The organism is Microbacterium sp. 1154, assembly GCF_031455375.1.
GTDB lineage: Bacteria > Actinomycetota > Actinomycetes > Actinomycetales > Microbacteriaceae > Microbacterium.
The window spans coordinates 53,408-69,268 of record NZ_JAVDSN010000008.1 but is presented as its reverse complement, the minus strand read 5'-3'; the positions used below and the strand labels follow the sequence as shown (position 1 = coordinate 69,268).

General features: G+C 70.5%; 15 protein-coding genes. 5 read left to right on the top strand and 10 right to left on the bottom strand.

What is annotated here, in order from left to right; all coding sequences use genetic code 11:
- Positions 1 to 431: 431 nt before the first annotated feature.
- Positions 432 to 4,019: a transcription-repair coupling factor gene (gene mfd, locus J2X55_RS16805; RefSeq protein ID WP_309824795.1), complete on the bottom strand. Its 3,588-nt coding sequence runs from the start codon at positions 4,017 to 4,019 to the stop codon at positions 432 to 434.
- Between the two features lie 82 nt (positions 4,020 to 4,101).
- On the opposite strand from mfd, the gene J2X55_RS16800 reads away from it, so the two are divergent.
- The 3 genes from J2X55_RS16800 to J2X55_RS16790 all read left to right on the top strand — a co-directional run bounded on the left by J2X55_RS16800 (position 4,102) and on the right by J2X55_RS16790 (position 6,102).
- Positions 4,102 to 4,587 carry a hypothetical protein gene (locus tag J2X55_RS16800; RefSeq protein ID WP_309824793.1) on the top strand — a complete coding sequence of 162 codons (486 nt, stop codon included), beginning with the start codon at positions 4,102 to 4,104 and terminating at the stop codon, positions 4,585 to 4,587.
- Between the two features lie 140 nt (positions 4,588 to 4,727).
- A complete protein-coding gene (locus J2X55_RS16795; RefSeq protein ID WP_115920747.1) occupies positions 4,728 to 5,234 on the top strand; it encodes a hypothetical protein in 507 nt (168 codons plus the stop codon).
- A gap of 100 nt (positions 5,235 to 5,334) precedes the next feature.
- Entirely contained in the window at positions 5,335 to 6,102 is a 768-nt protein-coding gene (locus J2X55_RS16790; RefSeq protein ID WP_309824803.1) for a MerR family transcriptional regulator, read from the top strand.
- Between the two features lie 9 nt (positions 6,103 to 6,111).
- Here J2X55_RS16790 and pth read toward each other — a convergent pair whose 3' ends face one another.
- The gene (gene pth / locus J2X55_RS16785) at positions 6,112 to 6,696 is read right to left on the bottom strand and encodes an aminoacyl-tRNA hydrolase (RefSeq protein ID WP_309824788.1); all 585 of its coding nucleotides are present in this window, start codon (positions 6,694 to 6,696) and stop codon (positions 6,112 to 6,114) included.
- Between the two features lie 125 nt (positions 6,697 to 6,821).
- Positions 6,822 to 7,460: a 50S ribosomal protein L25/general stress protein Ctc gene (locus J2X55_RS16780; RefSeq protein WP_115920751.1), complete on the bottom strand. Its 639-nt coding sequence runs from the start codon at positions 7,458 to 7,460 to the stop codon at positions 6,822 to 6,824.
- Between the two features lie 294 nt (positions 7,461 to 7,754).
- Between J2X55_RS16780 and J2X55_RS16775 the strand changes: the two genes are divergently transcribed.
- Entirely contained in the window at positions 7,755 to 7,880 is a 126-nt protein-coding gene (locus J2X55_RS16775; RefSeq protein ID WP_309824785.1) for a hypothetical protein, read from the top strand.
- A 118-nt stretch (positions 7,881 to 7,998) separates the two neighbouring features.
- On the opposite strand, the gene J2X55_RS16770 is transcribed toward J2X55_RS16775, so the two are convergent.
- The 6 genes from J2X55_RS16770 to J2X55_RS16745 form a co-directional block, all read right to left on the bottom strand.
- Positions 7,999 to 9,036, bottom strand: a complete 1,038-nt coding sequence (locus J2X55_RS16770) for a zinc-binding dehydrogenase (RefSeq protein ID WP_115920753.1) — start codon at positions 9,034 to 9,036, stop codon at positions 7,999 to 8,001.
- Between the two features lie 8 nt (positions 9,037 to 9,044).
- On the bottom strand, positions 9,045 to 9,782 hold the full coding sequence (locus J2X55_RS16765; protein WP_309824783.1) for a fumarylacetoacetate hydrolase family protein: 738 nt from the start codon (positions 9,780 to 9,782) through the stop codon (positions 9,045 to 9,047).
- A complete protein-coding gene (locus J2X55_RS16760; protein ID WP_115920755.1) occupies positions 9,782 to 10,549 on the bottom strand; it encodes an SDR family oxidoreductase in 768 nt (255 codons plus the stop codon). Before J2X55_RS16760 ends, J2X55_RS16765 begins: the two co-directional genes overlap by 1 nt.
- Positions 10,546 to 11,961, bottom strand: coding sequence for an MFS transporter (locus J2X55_RS16755; RefSeq protein WP_115920757.1), 1,416 nt, complete (start codon positions 11,959 to 11,961; stop codon positions 10,546 to 10,548). The genes J2X55_RS16760 and J2X55_RS16755 overlap by 4 nt, the downstream gene beginning before the upstream one ends.
- Before the next feature lie 153 nt (positions 11,962 to 12,114).
- Complete coding sequence (locus J2X55_RS16750) at positions 12,115 to 12,909, bottom strand: IclR family transcriptional regulator (protein WP_115920759.1); 795 nt, start codon at positions 12,907 to 12,909, stop codon at positions 12,115 to 12,117.
- A 25-nt stretch (positions 12,910 to 12,934) separates the two neighbouring features.
- On the bottom strand, positions 12,935 to 13,990 hold the full coding sequence (locus J2X55_RS16745) for a D-2-hydroxyacid dehydrogenase (RefSeq protein WP_309824802.1): 1,056 nt from the start codon (positions 13,988 to 13,990) through the stop codon (positions 12,935 to 12,937).
- Positions 13,991 to 14,104: 114 nt separating this feature from the next.
- On the opposite strand from J2X55_RS16745, the gene J2X55_RS16740 reads away from it, so the two are divergent.
- Complete coding sequence (locus tag J2X55_RS16740) at positions 14,105 to 15,049, top strand: NAD(P)-dependent oxidoreductase (protein WP_309824778.1); 945 nt, start codon at positions 14,105 to 14,107, stop codon at positions 15,047 to 15,049.
- A gap of 51 nt (positions 15,050 to 15,100) precedes the next feature.
- Here J2X55_RS16740 and J2X55_RS16735 read toward each other — a convergent pair whose 3' ends face one another.
- On the bottom strand, positions 15,101 to 15,811 hold the full coding sequence (locus J2X55_RS16735) for an FCD domain-containing protein (RefSeq protein ID WP_309824776.1): 711 nt from the start codon (positions 15,809 to 15,811) through the stop codon (positions 15,101 to 15,103).
- Positions 15,812 to 15,861 lie beyond the last annotated feature (50 nt).

The window sequence follows — 15,861 nt, the reverse complement described above, 5'->3', positions numbered from 1 at the left end:
TAAATTGGCATTTGACAAGTGCACGCTGTTGAGTTCTCAAGGAACGGACGCACCCACAGAAACGATCTCTCGACCTACCCGTGAGGCAGTTCACTACCTAATCGGTCACTCGACCAGAGCTCACCGTGGGACCCGTGAAGGATCGACGTCGTGACACCCGGCCGAAGACCAGAACCAAAACCCTACACCATGCGGTGGGGGTTTGGGTTGTTCTCCGCTTGAGAGGACGCGGGGCCTCTCGGCCGCTCCGCTCTCCCCTGTGGGGCGAACAGGTAAAACACTACGTCGGGACGGGGCATCGGTCGAATCGGTGCTCCCGCCCGGGCGTGTCGCACCGGTTCACCCGCGGAAAGACCCCGGTGTACGCGGAAGGCCCGGCCGACGAGAAGTCGACCGGGCCTTCACGGCTCGGGCCGCGAGACCACAGCGGCTCAGGCGTTCGCCGTCTCGGCACTCTTGTCGACGGGCAGGGGCCAGAGCGCGTCGAGCAGCTGGCGCACCCAGGCGATGAGGTTCGCGTCGTCGGCATCCTGCGGAAGCGGCACCACCATGGCATCCCCGTTGGCCACGAGCTTCGCCTTCGGGTAGAGGCGTTGGAGACGCACGCGCATGGAGTCCGGAAGGTCCGCGGGGGCGACACGCAGATTGGAGCCCATCGCGACGACGTCGGCCAGGCCCGCTTGAGCGGCTCGTCGACGCAAGCGAGCGACGGCGATCAGTCCTTCGACCTCCGCGGGCGGCTCACCGTAGCGATCACGAAGCTCTTCGACCACCAGATCGATCGCGTCGTCCTTCGCCGTGGCCGAAGCCGCGGCGGAGAGCTTCTGATAGGCCTCGAGACGCAGGCGCTCGCTGTCGATGTAGAACTCCGGCAGGCGTGCATCGACCGGAAGCTCGAGACGCAGCTCGGTGGGGCCGTCGACGTCTTCGCCGCGGAACGTCGACACCGCCTCGCCGATCATCCGGAGGTACAGGTCGAAGCCGACGCCGGCGATGTGACCGGCCTGTTCGGCACCGAGAAGGTTCCCGGCACCGCGCAGCTCGAGGTCTTTCAGGGCCACCTGCATGCCGGACCCGAGATCATTGTTGACGGCGATGGTCTCGAGGCGGTCGGCGGCCGTCTCGGACAGCGGCTTCATCTCGTCGTACAGGAAGTACGCGTAGGCGCGGTCGCGTCCGCGGCCCACGCGCCCGCGCAGCTGGTGCAGCTGCGACAGGCCGTATTTGTCGGCCCGGTCGATGATGATCGTGTTGGCGTTGGAGATGTCGAGACCGGTCTCGATGATCGTGGTCGACACGAGCACATCGGCGCGGCGCTCCCAGAAGTCGTCGACGACCTGCTCGAGCGCGTGCTCCCCCATCTGCCCGTGCGCGACGACGATGCGCGCCTCGGGCACGAGTTCGGCAAGGTGCGCGGCGACCCGCTGGATCGACGACACCCGGTTGTGCACGTAGAAGATCTGACCCTCGCGCAGCAGTTCGCGCCGGATGGCTGCCGCGATCTGCTTGTCGTTCCGGGGCCCGACGTACGACAGGATCGGATGCCGGTCCTCCGGCGGGGTTGCGAGGGTCGACATCTCGCGGATCCCGGTGACCGCCATCTCGAGCGTGCGCGGAATCGGCGTGGCACTCATCGCGAGGATGTCGACGTTCGTCTTGAGCTTCTTCAGCTGGTCTTTGTGTTCGACACCGAAGCGCTGCTCCTCGTCGATGATCATGAGCCCGAGGTCTTTGAAGACGACCTTTTCGGTGAGAATCCGGTGAGTGCCGATGACCATGTCGACCGTGCCATCGGTGAGCCCCGCGAGAGTGGCCTTCACCTCTTTGTCGGTCTGGAAACGCGACAACGGCCGCACCGTGACGGGGAATCCTGCGAAGCGCTCGGCGAAAGTCTCGAGGTGCTGCTTGACCAACAGGGTGGTCGGTACGAGCATGGCGACCTGCTTGCCGTCTTGAATGGCCTTGAACGCCGCACGGACCGCGACCTCGGTCTTCCCGAAACCGACGTCGCCCGACAGCAGGCGGTCCATGGGGATGGGCTTCTCCATGTCGGCCTTGATCTCGTCGATCGTCTGCAGCTGATCGAGGGTCTCGGCGAACGGGAAGGCTTCTTCCAGCTCGCGCTGCCAGGGGGTGTCGGGACCGAAGGCGTAGCCCTTCGACGCCATGCGCGCGGAATACAGCTTCACGAGTTCGACCGCGATGTCGCGGACGGCCTTGCGGGCGCGCCCCTTGGCGGCAGCCCAATCGCTCCCGCCCATCTTCGACAGGGTGGGCGCCTCGCCGCCGACGTACTTCGACAGGAGGTCGAGCTGATCGGTCGGGACGAAGAGCTTGTCGCCCGGGTAGCCGCGCTTGGCCGGCGCGTACTCGAGGACGAGGTACTCCTTCGTCGTCTTCACGGCATTGCGGCCTCCGCTCGACACCTCGCGCTGGGTCAGCTCGAGGAACTTGCCGATGCCGTGTGTCGCGTGCACGACGACGTCTCCGGGCTTGAGCTGCAGAGGGTCGACCACGTTGCGGCGTCGCGAAGCGAGCTTCTTCGCGCCGCGACTGTCGCCGGTGACCGACCGACCGTAGAACTCCGTCTCCGTGATGACCGCGAACTTCGCCTCGGAAAGCTCGAACCCGCGTTCGAGGGGCGCGCAGACCACGTGAGCCACGCCCGCCTCAGGTGCCAGGCGCACGTCGTCGACCCGCCGAGCGGCGATTCCGCGCTCGGAAAGCACGTCGCGCGCCCGATCGACCATGCCCGGACCGGATGCCGTGACCACGACCGACCACCCGTCGCTGAGCAGCGTGCCGACGTGGGCGGTCGCGCCCTCGACATTGCCCTGGAACGAGGGAACGGGGTCGGCCTTGATGCGATGGGCGGAGTCGTCTCGGGCGACGAGACCCTCGTCTTCGGCATCGGCTGCTCCCGAGTCGAAGGCGCTGAGCTGCCACCAGACGCCGCCGCGGCCGCTCGCCTTCTCGCGCAGATCGTCGAGGGTGACGAAATCACCGGAGCCGAGATCGACCGGGGTGTCCGCCCCCGCCGTGGCCGCCGACCACGCCGCCTCGAGGAACTCGCGGTTGGTGTCGCCGAGCGTCGTCGCTCGGGCGAGCGAACGCTCGGGGTCGACGAGAGCGACGGCGCTCCCGCCGGGGAGGTAGTCGACCAGGGTGATGAGGTCGTCGACCAACACCGGGATGAGCGACTCCATGCCTTCGGCGGGAATGCCCTCGGCCATCTTCTCGAGCAGCTGACGCAGCCCCGGATAGCCGTCGCGGAGCTCGGCGGCCCGAGCGCGCACGTCGGTCGTGAGCAGCAGCTCGCGGCTGGGCACGAGGGTCACGGCCGTGACCTCGCTGGGAAGAGATCGTTGGTCGGCGACCGAGAAGGCGCGGATCTGATCGACCTCGTCGCCGAAGAACTCGACGCGGTAGGGATGATCGGCCACGGGCGGGAAGACGTCGAGGATGCCGCCGCGCACCGCGAACTCCCCGCGGCGCGACACCATGTCGACCCGGTGGTAGGCGAGCTCGACCAGTCGCGTGATGACCGCTTCGAGCTCGAGTCCTCGCCCGCCCACGGCGAGCTCGACCGGCTCGACGTCGCCGAGACCGGGGGCCAACGGCTGCAGAGCACTGCGCACCGACGCGGTCACCACGAGGGGGGTGGTGCCATCCCACGCGGCGATCCGGCGCAGGACGTCGAGGCGACGGCCGACCGTCTCGGGACTGGGGCTCAGCCGCTCGTGCGGCAAGGTCTCCCACGCGGGGAAGTGCAACACCAGTGCGCCGGGGAGGACGGCATCCAGAGCCGGACCGAGGGACTCGGCGCGTCGACCGGTCGGAGCGATCACCAGCACGGCGCCGGGATCGCCCGTGGAACGGCGGCGCTCGATGAGGCCCGCGATGACGGGGGCGTCGAGGCCATCGACGAGGGAGAGCGAGAGGTCTGAGGAAGCCGCCGAGGCGGCTTCACGGTAGGACTCAGCCTGCTCGAGGGCGCGAACGATCCCGGGAACTGTCACTCGTATGAGTTTACGCGGGGGCTCCGACATCGGGCCGGGGTGGACAACGCGACGATCGCGGCGCGTCTCGTAGGCTGACCGCATGACCACCCCGAGCGCTCCGAACGGCCCGGCCTTCGCCGCCCCTCACGCGGCGCCGCCGGTCGGGACGCTCCTCACTCCCCCGAAGCCGACGCGCCGCGGACGCCCCCTGGGAGCGTGGGCGCTGATCCTCTCGGTCGTCGCGGCGGTACTGGCATCCGCTGTCGGAGGGTTCGCGGCCTTCCGTTCGGCGCGAGGGGCCGCGCCCGGACTGTCCACCATGTCGTCGAACAGCTTCGACTGGCGTGTCCTGTCCCCCGTCCGCGATCTGGTGCTGCTGGGCGAAGTCGCGTTCTGGTCGGGAACGGTGATCGGCCTCACCGCGCTCACGCTCGGGATCATCGCCATCGTGCGACGGTCGGGGCGAGGCGCCGGCATCGCGGGGCTCGTCATCGCGGCGCTCGGGCCGGCCGTGTTCGGCGGGTTCACCCTCATCGCCATCGTGGCGGGGCTGGCGAGCGCGCCCACCGCCGGCTCGTCGGTGTGACCCGGGGCGCTCGTCTGCACGAGTCGACCGCCGCTCGCGCGCAGAATCGGTGACCGTCTACCCCCGCGGCCACCGGGCATGTCCTCCATAGACTCCGGGAACCGGGCGAATCTCGCCATCGACGATCAGAGGAGCACTTCGTGAGCACGACACCGCCGCCCCCCGAGCCGTACCAGCCGCCCGTCGCACGTGCCGACGCCTCCGGCCCGACCCCGTCGGGATATCCCGCGCCCTCGGCCCCCGCCTACGTCCCCCCGGCATCCGCGAAAGAGCGGGGCTCGAACAAGCTCGGGCTCATCGCTTTCGTCGTCTCCCTGATCGCGGTCGTCGGTGGCTCGATCATCGCCTTCATCGCCGGCATGCAGAGCGCGGCTCTCGCGCCCTACGCCGACGCCGGTCAGCAGGTCGACCCCGGTGCGCTTCCGCCCGACGTTCAGCAGGCGGCCGCGCTCTTCGGCATCCTGACCGTCGTCGCCTTCGCCGTGTACGCCCTCTTCGGCTTGTGGGGCTTCGTCCAGGGCATCGTCGCGGCGGTCAAGAATCGTGGTCGCGGATGGGCCATCGGTGCGATCGTGCTCTCGGTCCTCGGCGGCATCGTGGTCGGGATCGCCCTGGCCGCGGGCGCCGCGGTCGGCGTCTCCGTGTGACGTGAGTCTCAGCGCGAAAGGCCCCGGCGCTCACGCTGGGGCCTTTCGTCGTATCGGCCGGCGTTGCACCTGACACCGTGTGAAGGTGTGGACTGTGGTCATGGTCTCGATCGGCGAACTCGCCCAGCGGACGGGCACGACCCCGCGGATGCTGCGGCACTGGGAGGCCAACGGCCTTCTGCCTCCCGCCGATGTGGATCCGGCAACCGGACGCCGCTCCTACGACCCCGCGCAGGCGGGACGGGTGCTGACCATCGTCGCCCTCCGCGCCAACGGCTTCGGGCTCGACGCGATCCGCGACCTGCTCGACGCGCGGACGGACCACGCGAAGCTGCGCGCGGTCCTCGACGAGAGGCGCTCGACTCTGGCGGCCAGCATCGCCCGTGACAACGCCTCCTTGCGCCGGCTGGACCGCAGGATCGCTTCTCTCGATCGCGAGCACGACGAGATCGCGACGACGCTTCGGCTGGGGCCGCTCCCCCCGCTCACGGGCCCGGGTCTGCGCACGACCGTGTCGCACGAGTCGGAGATCCGGGCGGCCGTACGCGCGCTCCTCACACAGATCGCCACGCCGCCGGACGCAGAGGTCGCGCTCGTCTTCGATGGAACGACCGACCCTCGGGTGATCGCGGTCACCGCGGTGAGCGAGGCGGCGCGGACCACGGTGGTCACGGTCCCCGGCGCACCCCGCGCGGCGAGCGTACGACTTGCCCAACGGCCCGTGGACCTCGGGGATACGTGGACGGCCCTCGACGCCGCGCTGCTCCCGAGAGGGCTTGCCGCGACCGGCCCGTACCGCCAGATCCTTCACCCGCGGGGGACGACCACGCTCGCCACCCCGAGCGGACCGATAGCGGACGCGATCTGAGGCCTGCGCTCAGGCGCGCGGGGCGTGGAAGCGCTGCTGCGCGGCGACGAGACCTTCGTCGACCAGCAGCTCGACGGCATCCGCGGCATCCGAGACGAGGATCGGAAGCGTCTGCCGCTCGGTGGCACTGAAGGGGTCCAGCACCCAATCCGCGGGGTCCTGGCGCCCTACCGGACGGCCGATACCCACCCGCACGCGGGGGAAGTCCGGGGTGCCGAGCGCCTTTGCGATGTCGCGGACGCCGTTGTGACCGCCGTGGCCGCCGCCGGTCTTGAGCTTGATCGTGTCGTAGGGGATGTCGAGTTCGTCGTGCACGACCACGATCCGTTCGGGGTCGGTGCCGTAGAAGCGTGCCAGGCTGGCGGCGGGACCGCCGGAGACGTTCATGAAGCTGTTCGGCTTGGCGAGCACGAGCTTCGCCGCTCCCGCTCGCAGCCAGGTCTCGACCACCCGCGCGTTGGCCTTGTGCGCGCGGAATGCCTCGCGGCGACGCGCGGCGAGCTCGTCGACGACCATCTGTCCGATGTTGTGGCGTGTCGCCTCGTAGCGCGGGCCGGGGTTGCCGAGGCCCACGATGAGCCAGGTGTCTGCCATGGCATCCATCCTTCCGGGTCCGGCTGCGGACCGTGAGCGACGGCGCGCAGCGCCGGGGGGAGAAACGAACGAGGGGACGCGAATCCGCGCCCCCTCGTCGTCGGGCCGGTGAACGGCCCGGGGAATTACTTGTCGTCGCCCTCTTCGGCCGTCTCGGCCTCTTCGGACTGCTCCTCGGCGACCTCGGCGTCGGCCTCGGCGATCTCTTCGTCGGCAGCGATCGTGTCGAGCGGCACCGAGACGCCCACGACCAGGGTCTCGGGCTCGGTGACCAGCGACGCGCCCTGGGGCAGGGTCAGGTCGGCGGCGGTGATCTGGGTGCCGTCCTCAGCGCCCTCGACCGAGACCTCGATGTTCTGCGGGATGTGAGTGGCCTCGACCTCGAGCGACACCGTCGTGGCGTCGAGCATGGCGATGGTTCCGGGGAAGGGCTCGCCCGTGATGACGACGGGAACGTCGACCTGGACCTTCTCGCCCTTGTTCACGACGATGAGGTCGATGTGCTCGATGATCTGACGCACGGGGTCCTTCTGCACGTCCTTGACCAGGACGAGCTGGCTCGTGCCCGCGATGTCGAGGTCGAGCAGCGCATTGGCGCGACGGATGAGCAGAGCGGTCTGGTGACCGGGCAGCGCCACGTGCTGGGGCTCGGTGCCGTGTCCGTAGATGACGGCGGGGATCTTGCCCGCGGCGCGGAGACGGCGAGCGAAGCCCTTACCGAAGTTCTCGCGCAGCTCTACGACGACCTTGTTGTCTTCCGACATGATGTTCTCCTCGCGGGCTCGTGTCCCGCAGCTTTTGAGCGGACAAGGTCCGCACCTGTGTGGTCTGGATTCGACTCGAACGCGAGCGCGTGAGGAAAGCCGGGAGCCTGCATCACCGCGTCGATCACGGATGCCCGAAGCACCGTACGGCGCACGAGGCGGCATCCCTCGCCGAAGTTCCCCGGAAGTCTACCAGCGCGAGGGGTCGCCCCACGACCCGACCGCCGGAGGCGGGAAGAAGGCCCTGGCAGCGACGGTAGGATCGAACGGCCCACTACCACCCGGAGGATCATCATGGACAGCGGCTTCTTCTCTCACGTCGTGCTCTGGGTCATCGGCGGTATCGCCACGTTCGGCCTGATCGGCACGGTGGGCGCACTCTTCACTCTCGGCCGCAACTCCGGCTACAACAAGCACTGACGCCGGCTGAGCTCGGCGGCGCCTCGGCGTTCGCCGCGATGTCGATGCGCTGTGCGGGCCCGCTCGTGAGGACCGCGCCGCTGGTCGTCGACGCTCTCACGGAACCGTGAGGGGCCGTTCAGACCCTCCCCCCGAACGAGAGCACCACCTTCGACGAACGCGAGGCGTCCGCCGCCGTCGCGAAAGCGTCGAGGGCATCCGCGACGGGTGCCACGTGTGTGACGATGCCGTCGACAGCGAGCGACCCGTCGGCGAGTGCCGCCAGCACCTCACCGAATTCCCCGCCGAAGCGGAACGACCCGGTCAGCGTCAGCTCCCGCGTGATCGCCGTCGCGATCGGCGCCCCCACCGTGCCCGCCGACTGAAGACCGAGCAGGACGACCGTTCCGCCGCGCCGCGCGGCCGCGACCGCCGCCGCGAGTCCGGGGACGGTGCCGCTCGACTCGATCACGACGTCGGCGTGCAGGGCCTCGATCGCGGAATCGTCGCGTGCGTCGAGGGCGCGCGCCCCCCGTGCCGCAGCCAGACCCCGCGGACGCTCGTGCAGATCGGTGGCGACGACCTCGGCGGCACCGTGATGGCGAGCCGCGGCAACCGCGAGCAGGCCGATGGGGCCCGACCCGATGACCGCGACGCGTCGGCCCGCGACCGTTCCGGCGCGCTCGACGGCGTGCCACGCGACCGCCGCGGGCTCCGCGAGCACGGCCGTGTCGAGATCGAGCCCCGCCGGCAGCGGGAAGAGCATGCGCGTGGGCAGCGCGACGCGCTCGGCGAACCCGCCCTGCGTGTGCGGGAGGTGCATGGCCGAGCCCAGGTAGGTGGAGGCCGGCGCGAGGTTCGGGCGTTCCCGCGGCCACGGCGTCGCCCCGTCGTCGCGGGGGGTCAGGGGGTGCACGGCCACCGGCGTTCCCTCGGCGGGGCCGCTTCCGTCGGCCGCGGCGCGCACCACCACCCCCGACAGTTCGTGTCCCAGCACGAGCGGCTCCCGCAGGATCGAGGCCCCCGCGGCACCGTGTCGCCAGTAGTGCAGGTCGGAGCCGCAGACGCCCCCGAAGGCGACGGCGACGACGGCCTCATCGGCATCCGGGATCGGCTCACCGATGTCGTCGACACGGAGGTCGTCGGCAGCGTGGGCCACCACGGCGAGATTGGTCACGATTCTCCTCAGGAGGTGCGGGTGCGAAGGCGCACGTCGGCGACGACGACATCGACGCGCGCACCCGGGTCGATCGGTGCGGCCGAGAACGGCGCCCCCATCATGACGACGTCGCCCGGGCCGAGGGTGTTCCACCCGGCGACGTAGGCCAGGCACTCCCTCAGCGAGACCGGGAGACGCGCGGCCGACGTCTGACGGACAGGCTCGTCGTCGACGATGAGCGCGAGGGCGAGATCGGCGTCGAGCGACAGCTCGGTGTCGATCCACGGCCCGAGGGGGGTGTAGCCCGCACCGGCCTTCGACTCGAAATTGCGGGGATCGACGACGGAGCGGTCGGGGCTCGACAGGTCGTTGACGGCGGTGATGCCGAGCACGTATTCGTGCGCGTTCACCGCTGTCAGCCCGGTGGTGTCGCGACCGATGACGACGGCGATCTCGGCCTCGGCGACCGTGGTCCCCGCGTCTCGGCGGAGCCGCACCGACGCGTCCGACCCGATGACGGTGCGCGGGCTCTTGAGCCATGCCTGCACGGGGGCGGCGTGATCGGGGCCGTTCTGAGCGATGCCGACGATGACGACCGGCTCGCACGGAGCCAGCAGACGCCCCGCGACCGGATCGCCGTCGTCGGCGGGGGGACGATCGTCGGCGAAGGCCGCGTACGGATCGGCAATCGGAATCCACGACCCGTCGTCGGCGAGGCGGACCGTGCGGACCCCGTCTGAGGTCTCCAGGCGTGCGATGAGCATCAAACCACCGCCGTCATGCCGCCGTCGACGAAGATCGTCTGGCCGTTGACGAAGTCGCTCGCCGAGCTCGAGAGGAACACCAGCGCCCCCACCAGGTCGCCGGTGTTCCCCCACCGCCCCGCGGGCGTGCGCGAACGCACCCACGCGGAGAACTGCTCGTCGTCGACGAGTGCCCGGGTCAGCTCGGTGGCGAAGTACCCGGGCGCGATGGCGTTGGCCTGGATGCCGTGCGGCGCGAGATCGGCGCACAAGCCCTTCGTGAGCATCGCGATCGCGCCCTTCGTCGCGCCGTACGCCGCGATGGAGGGGCGGGCCAACTGCGACTGGACGCTGCCGATCTGGACGAGCTTGCCCGACCGGCGTGCGATCATGCCGCCGGCCACGCGCCGTGAGACGTAGAAGGCGCTGGAGAGGTTCGTGCGCACCAGGTCGTCCCAGTCGGCGTCGGCGAACTCCGCGATCGGCGCACGCCGTTGGATCCCGGCGTTGTTCACGACGATGTCGGGCACGCCGTAGCGCTGCTCGATCAGAGAGACGCCCGCGTCGACGGCGCCGGGCTCTCCCACATCGAAGGTCACCGCGTGCGCGGCCACCCCGGTCGACGAGGAGATCTCCTCCGCCGCGCGTCCGGCGGTCTCGGCATCCCGTCCGTGCACGAGCACCGTGGCCCCCGCCTCGGCGAGTCCCTGCGCGAGGGCCCGGCCGATACCGCGGCTGGAGCCGGTGACCAGCGCAAGCCGCCCGGTCAGGTCGAAGGCGCCGGTCATCGGATCGTCCGCACGGTGACGGTCGTGGCATCCACGCCCTCGCCGGCCTCTTCGCGGGACACCTTGATCGCGTCGTCGGTGCGCGTGAGGTCGCGGCGCAGCGTCTCGGGGACGAGGAAGGTGGATGCCGTGGTGATCAGCGCGAGCGTGGCCATGTAGATCGCCAGCAGCAGCCAGTTCGCGCCGCTGACGGCGATGATGTAGGCGCCGAGCACCCCGGCGAGGCCACCGGCGAGCACCGCCGAGATCTCTCGCGCCATCGCGACGCCGAGGTAGCGGTGGCGGTTGCCGAACAGCTCGGGGAGCATCGCGCACTGGGGTCCGAGCATGGAGTTGACGGCCACGCCGATGCCGATCGCGATGACGGCGATCGTGATCGGGTAGCTCCCGAGCGAGATCAGCCACCACGCGGGGAAGGTGAAGAGCAGCATGAACACGGCACCCGCGCGGTACACCGTGCGACGACCCATCCGGTCGGACAGGGCCCCGGTCAGCGGCACGGAGAAGATGCCGATGAGCGAGCCGAGGGTGACACCCCAGGTGAGGAGGCTGCGGTCGGCCTGCCCGCCCACCGACGCGACGAAGAAGGTCAGCGCGAGGGTGTTGAACATGTAGGAGCCGCCGTTCTCGGCCATGCGGAGGCCGATGCCGACGATGACTCCGGGCAGACCCCGCGTGAAGATGTCGCGCACGGGCCGCTCGGCGATCTGCTCGCTCTTCTCGAGCTCGATGAAGGTCGGCGTCTCGCGCAGGCGCATGCGGATGAACAGCGCGAGCAGGATCAGCACGAACGAGGCGAGGAACGGCACGCGCCAGCCCCAGCTGAGCAGCTGGTCTTCGGGCAGCAGCGAGATGAGGCTGAAGACGACGGCCGCGAGCAGCGTTCCGGCCTGGATGCCGATGAAAGGCAGGGCCGAGAAGAAGCCGCGGCGCTTGACGGGGGCGTATTCGGCCATGAGGACCGTGGCTCCCGCCTGCTCGGCGCCAGCGCCGAAGCCCTGCAGCAAGCGCATGACCACGAGCAGGATCGGAGCGAGGATGCCGACGGCCTCATAGGTGGGCAGGAGGCCGATGGCGGTGGAGGCGCCGCCCATGAGCAGGATCGTGATGACGAGGACCCACTTGCGGCCGAGCTTGTCGCCCAGCACGCCGAAGAAGAGTCCACCGAAGGGTCGCGCCAGGAAGCCGACGCCGTAGGTCGCGAAGGCGGCGACCGTGGCCAGGGCCGGGTTGTCCTGGGAGAAGAACAGGACGTTGAAGATGAGCGCCGTCGACAGCCCGTAGAGAGCGAAGTCGAAGTACTCGAGCGCGCTCCCGATGCTGGAGGCGAGCGTCGCCCTCCGCAGGTTGGCGGCGTACTCGGGGTCGTCCTGCGGCGCGGGCGTCGCGGTGGGTGCAGTGGTCACGGCCATCTCCTTTGATCGGCTGGGGTCTCCCGACACCGGGACTGTATCAACCCTCTGAACTGAGTTCAATATGTTGAACACAATTCGATGAACGCGGTCTCGCCACGCGCGCGGAAGGCGCGACGAAAACCCCTCCGCCGAGGGGCGAGACGAGCGCGCTCAGGACCGCGGAGCCGCGCTGAACGGGTTCGTCAGCGCCGACGCGGCCTCGCGCAACGCTTCTCCGACGCGCGCGATGCGCTCGGACGTGGCATCCAGAACAGGGATGCCGACACCCAGGGCCAGCTGCGGATCGCCCGGCGCCCACCCTTCGAGGGGCACGGCCACCCCGACGATGCCCCGGAACGACTCCTCCTCGTCGACCGCCCATCCGCGCTCTCGCGCAACCGCCAACTTGGCGAGGACCCCCTCGACATCGACCGTGCTGTGGGCCGTCAGCGCGGGCAGCGGACCCTGCCGCGCGAGCAGATCTCGCACGGTCGCGTCGTCGCGCGTCATGAGCAGCGCACGGCCCGTCGCCGACAGCGCGGCCGGAAGCCGGGAGCCGAGGGGCGTCCCCAGTCGCACCGAGCGGGAGCCCTCGTAGCGGGCGAGGTAGAGCGAGTCGGCGTCGTCGAGCACCGCCACCTGCACGAGCTCGCGCGCCAGCACGGGCGACGACTCGCAGACGGCGTAGAACTCGCGCACCTGGTTGAACTGCGCGGCGAAGGCGCCGCCGAGCTCGGCGGTGCGGATGCCGAGGCGATAGCCGAGCGGGACGCGCTCGATCATGCGCTCCGCCTCGAGCGAGAGGCACAGGTTCGCGGTGGACGACTTCGCGAGCCCCAGCCCGGATGCCAGCTCGGTCAGGGTCAGCGCACGCTCGGCCTCGGCGAGAAGCCCGAGCAAGCGGATGCTGCGCCCCACCGCCGGGGCGGGATCCCGTGCGAGCCGGCCGTCGTCGTCGTCGGTCATGCCGGCTCCCCCTCGATGGTCGAGATCAGTAGAACTCGACCGTATCGACAACCGCGCGCAACGGCTGGCCATCGATCAGGCGCGTGGCGTTCTCAGCGAAGCGCCGGGCGATCCGCTCCTCCTCCTTGCTGCTCAAGGCGGCCGTGTGCGGGCTCACGAGCACACGCGGGTGCCCCCACAGCGGCGAGTCGACGGGCAGCGGCTCGGCCTCGAACACATCGAGCGCCGCGAAGCCGACCCGGCCATCGTCGAGGGCCGAGAGCAGGGCGTCCTCGTCGATGACGCTCCCGCGCCCCACGCTGGCCAGCACGACGCCCGGTCGCACCGCCGCGAACACGTCGGCGCCGATGAGGTGGTGCGTCTGGTCGGTGCCGGGGAGCGTCACGACGATGGCATCCACCTTCCCGACGGCCTCGACGAGATCGTCGAGCGGCACGAGGCGGTCGACCCCCTCCACGGGCGCACCCGAGCGGGTCGTGCCCCAGACCTCCGCACCGAGGGCGTGGAAGCGGCGAGCGCATTCGGCGCCGATGCCGCCGAGCCCCACGACGAGCACGGTCATCTCGTCGATCTGGCGCATCTCCCAGCGATCGGGCCACGCCCGGCCATCCTGGTCCGCCCGAAGGCGCGGCAGGCCCTTGGCCCCCGCGAGCACTCCGAACACCGCGAACTCCGCGAGCGGCCCGCCGTGCACGCCCGCGCTCGTCGTGAACACGATGCGCTCGAGGGCCGCGTCATCGAGCGCCGCCGCCTTCACCTGCCCGCCGCCGCCGGCGGCCGTCGTCATGACCCATCGGAGCCCCGGGTTGGCGGCGACCGTACGCGCGAGCGCAGCAGGCTCGACGTCGGGGATGCCGAACAACGCCTCGGCCGAATCGACCATCTCCTCGAAGGCGCGCTGCTCGGCATCGGTGCGCACGTGCGCGGGATCGCCCGACCAGTCGGCGGGGCCGCGCATGGGGCGCGTGAGAGCGGAGTCGCGCACCAGCTCGAGCCGCGGCTCCAGCCGTTCGATGAGGCGGCAGTGCTCCTCCGCCAGAGGAACGGCCACCACCGCGCGTAGGCTTTTGTGCGTCGACATCTTCGTCCATCCCCTCGCCGCGATCGCGGGCACCGCGAACCGCTCGACACCTCGGTATATGTTCACCATAGTGAACCCTGTTCAACCTGTTGTCCAGTCATTAGGATGCCGTCCATGACACCTCTCGACGACGAGACCGCACCCGCCCCCGCTCGACTCGGGGTCTGGGGCCTCGGGGCCATGGGGGCACCGATGGCGCACCATCTGCTCGCCGCGCACGGTTCCCTGACCGTCCACGCGCGTCGGCCACGCCCGGCGCTCGTCGAGGCCGGCGCGCAGTGGGCCGAGACGGCCCGCGACCTCGCCGCGCACACCGACGCCGTGCTCGTCATGCTTCCCGACCTGCCGCAGCTCGAGGAGCACCTCGACGGGCCCGACGGACTGCTGGCGGGCATCGGCGACCGCGAATTTCTCCTCCTGATCGGCTCGACCTCGTCACCCGTCGGCGTGCGGGAACTCGCCGAGCGTCTCCCCGATGGCATCCGGGTCGTCGACTGCCCCGTCTCCGGGGGTGAGGACGGCGCGAGAGCCGGGACACTGTCGATTATGCTCGGCGGCTCCCCCGCCGACACGGACCGGGTAGCTGCGCTGCTCGCCCCGTGCGGAACACCCGTACGACTCGGCCCCCTCGGTGCCGGTCAGGTGGCGAAGGCCTGCAACCAGCTCGTCGTCGCCTCGACGATCCTCGCGCTCGGGGAGGCGACCGAGCTCGCGGCCCGTTCCGGCGTCGACCCCGCTACCCTGTGGGACCTCCTGGGCGGCGGGTACGCCGGTTCGCGCCTGCTCGAGAGCCGCCGCGAGCGCCTCGTCACGGGCGACGACTCCCCCAGCGGCATCGCGGAGTACATGGTGAAAGATCTGCGCTTCGCGGCCGACATCGCCGCGTCCACCGACACGCGCCCCGCACTGCTGCCGGCCTTACGGGCCGCCTTCGACGAGATCGTCGAGCGCGGACTAGGCGGCCGCGACATCGCGGTGACCCGGCGCTTCACTGCCGAGCGCAGCGACACCCCCGCCCACACGGACCGACCCCGGCGAGTGCACGCCCGCCGCGGGTAACGAACCGCCCGCGAGCGACGGGCCCCGGTGGGCTACCGACCCACCGCGACCTCACTCCGCCATGAACGTGGAGGCCATCGCATCCCCCGCCTCGCGGACGATGAGGTGCATCGCCTGCCCGGCTTCGTCGGCACGGCCGGCCGTGACGGCGAACGCCACGTCCTGGTGCCAGCGCACGGCGTGCGGGTTGGCGTCGTGCGGCATGAGCTCGTGCAGGGTGCGCCCCACCAGCACCGACTCGACGACGGCACCCAGGGCCGCGAACATCGTGTTGCCGGATGCCGCGAGCACGGTGCGATGGAACCGAACGTCGGCCGCGAGGTACTCGGCGCCGTCGGCGTCGCGTTCGGTGCGCGCCATCTCCATCACCGACGCCACGAGCGCCTGGCGCTGCGCATCGGTGGCGTGGCTCGCCGCGGCACGCGCGGCGAGCGGTTCGATCGCACCGCGGAGCTCGCTGAGCTCACGGAGCTGCGCGCGACGGCCGGGGCCGGCGAGGCGCCAGGCGATGATCTCGGGGGCGTAGACGTTCCACTCCGTCGACGGAAGCACCTCGACACCCGTCTTTCGACGCACCCGCACGAGCCCGAGCGACTGCAGTACCCGCACGGCCTCGCGGCTCGCTCCGCGCGACGACCCGGGCGAGAGCTCCGCCGTGATCAGGCGTGAGCCGACGGCCAGCTCGCCGTCGACGATCGCCGACCCCAGGCGGTCGACGAGGGCGTCGTGCAGCGTCGCCACGGTGGGACGGTCCAACGTCATTTCTCGATGATGACAGACGCAATGCGGGCAGACGAACGCTTTCGTCGTGC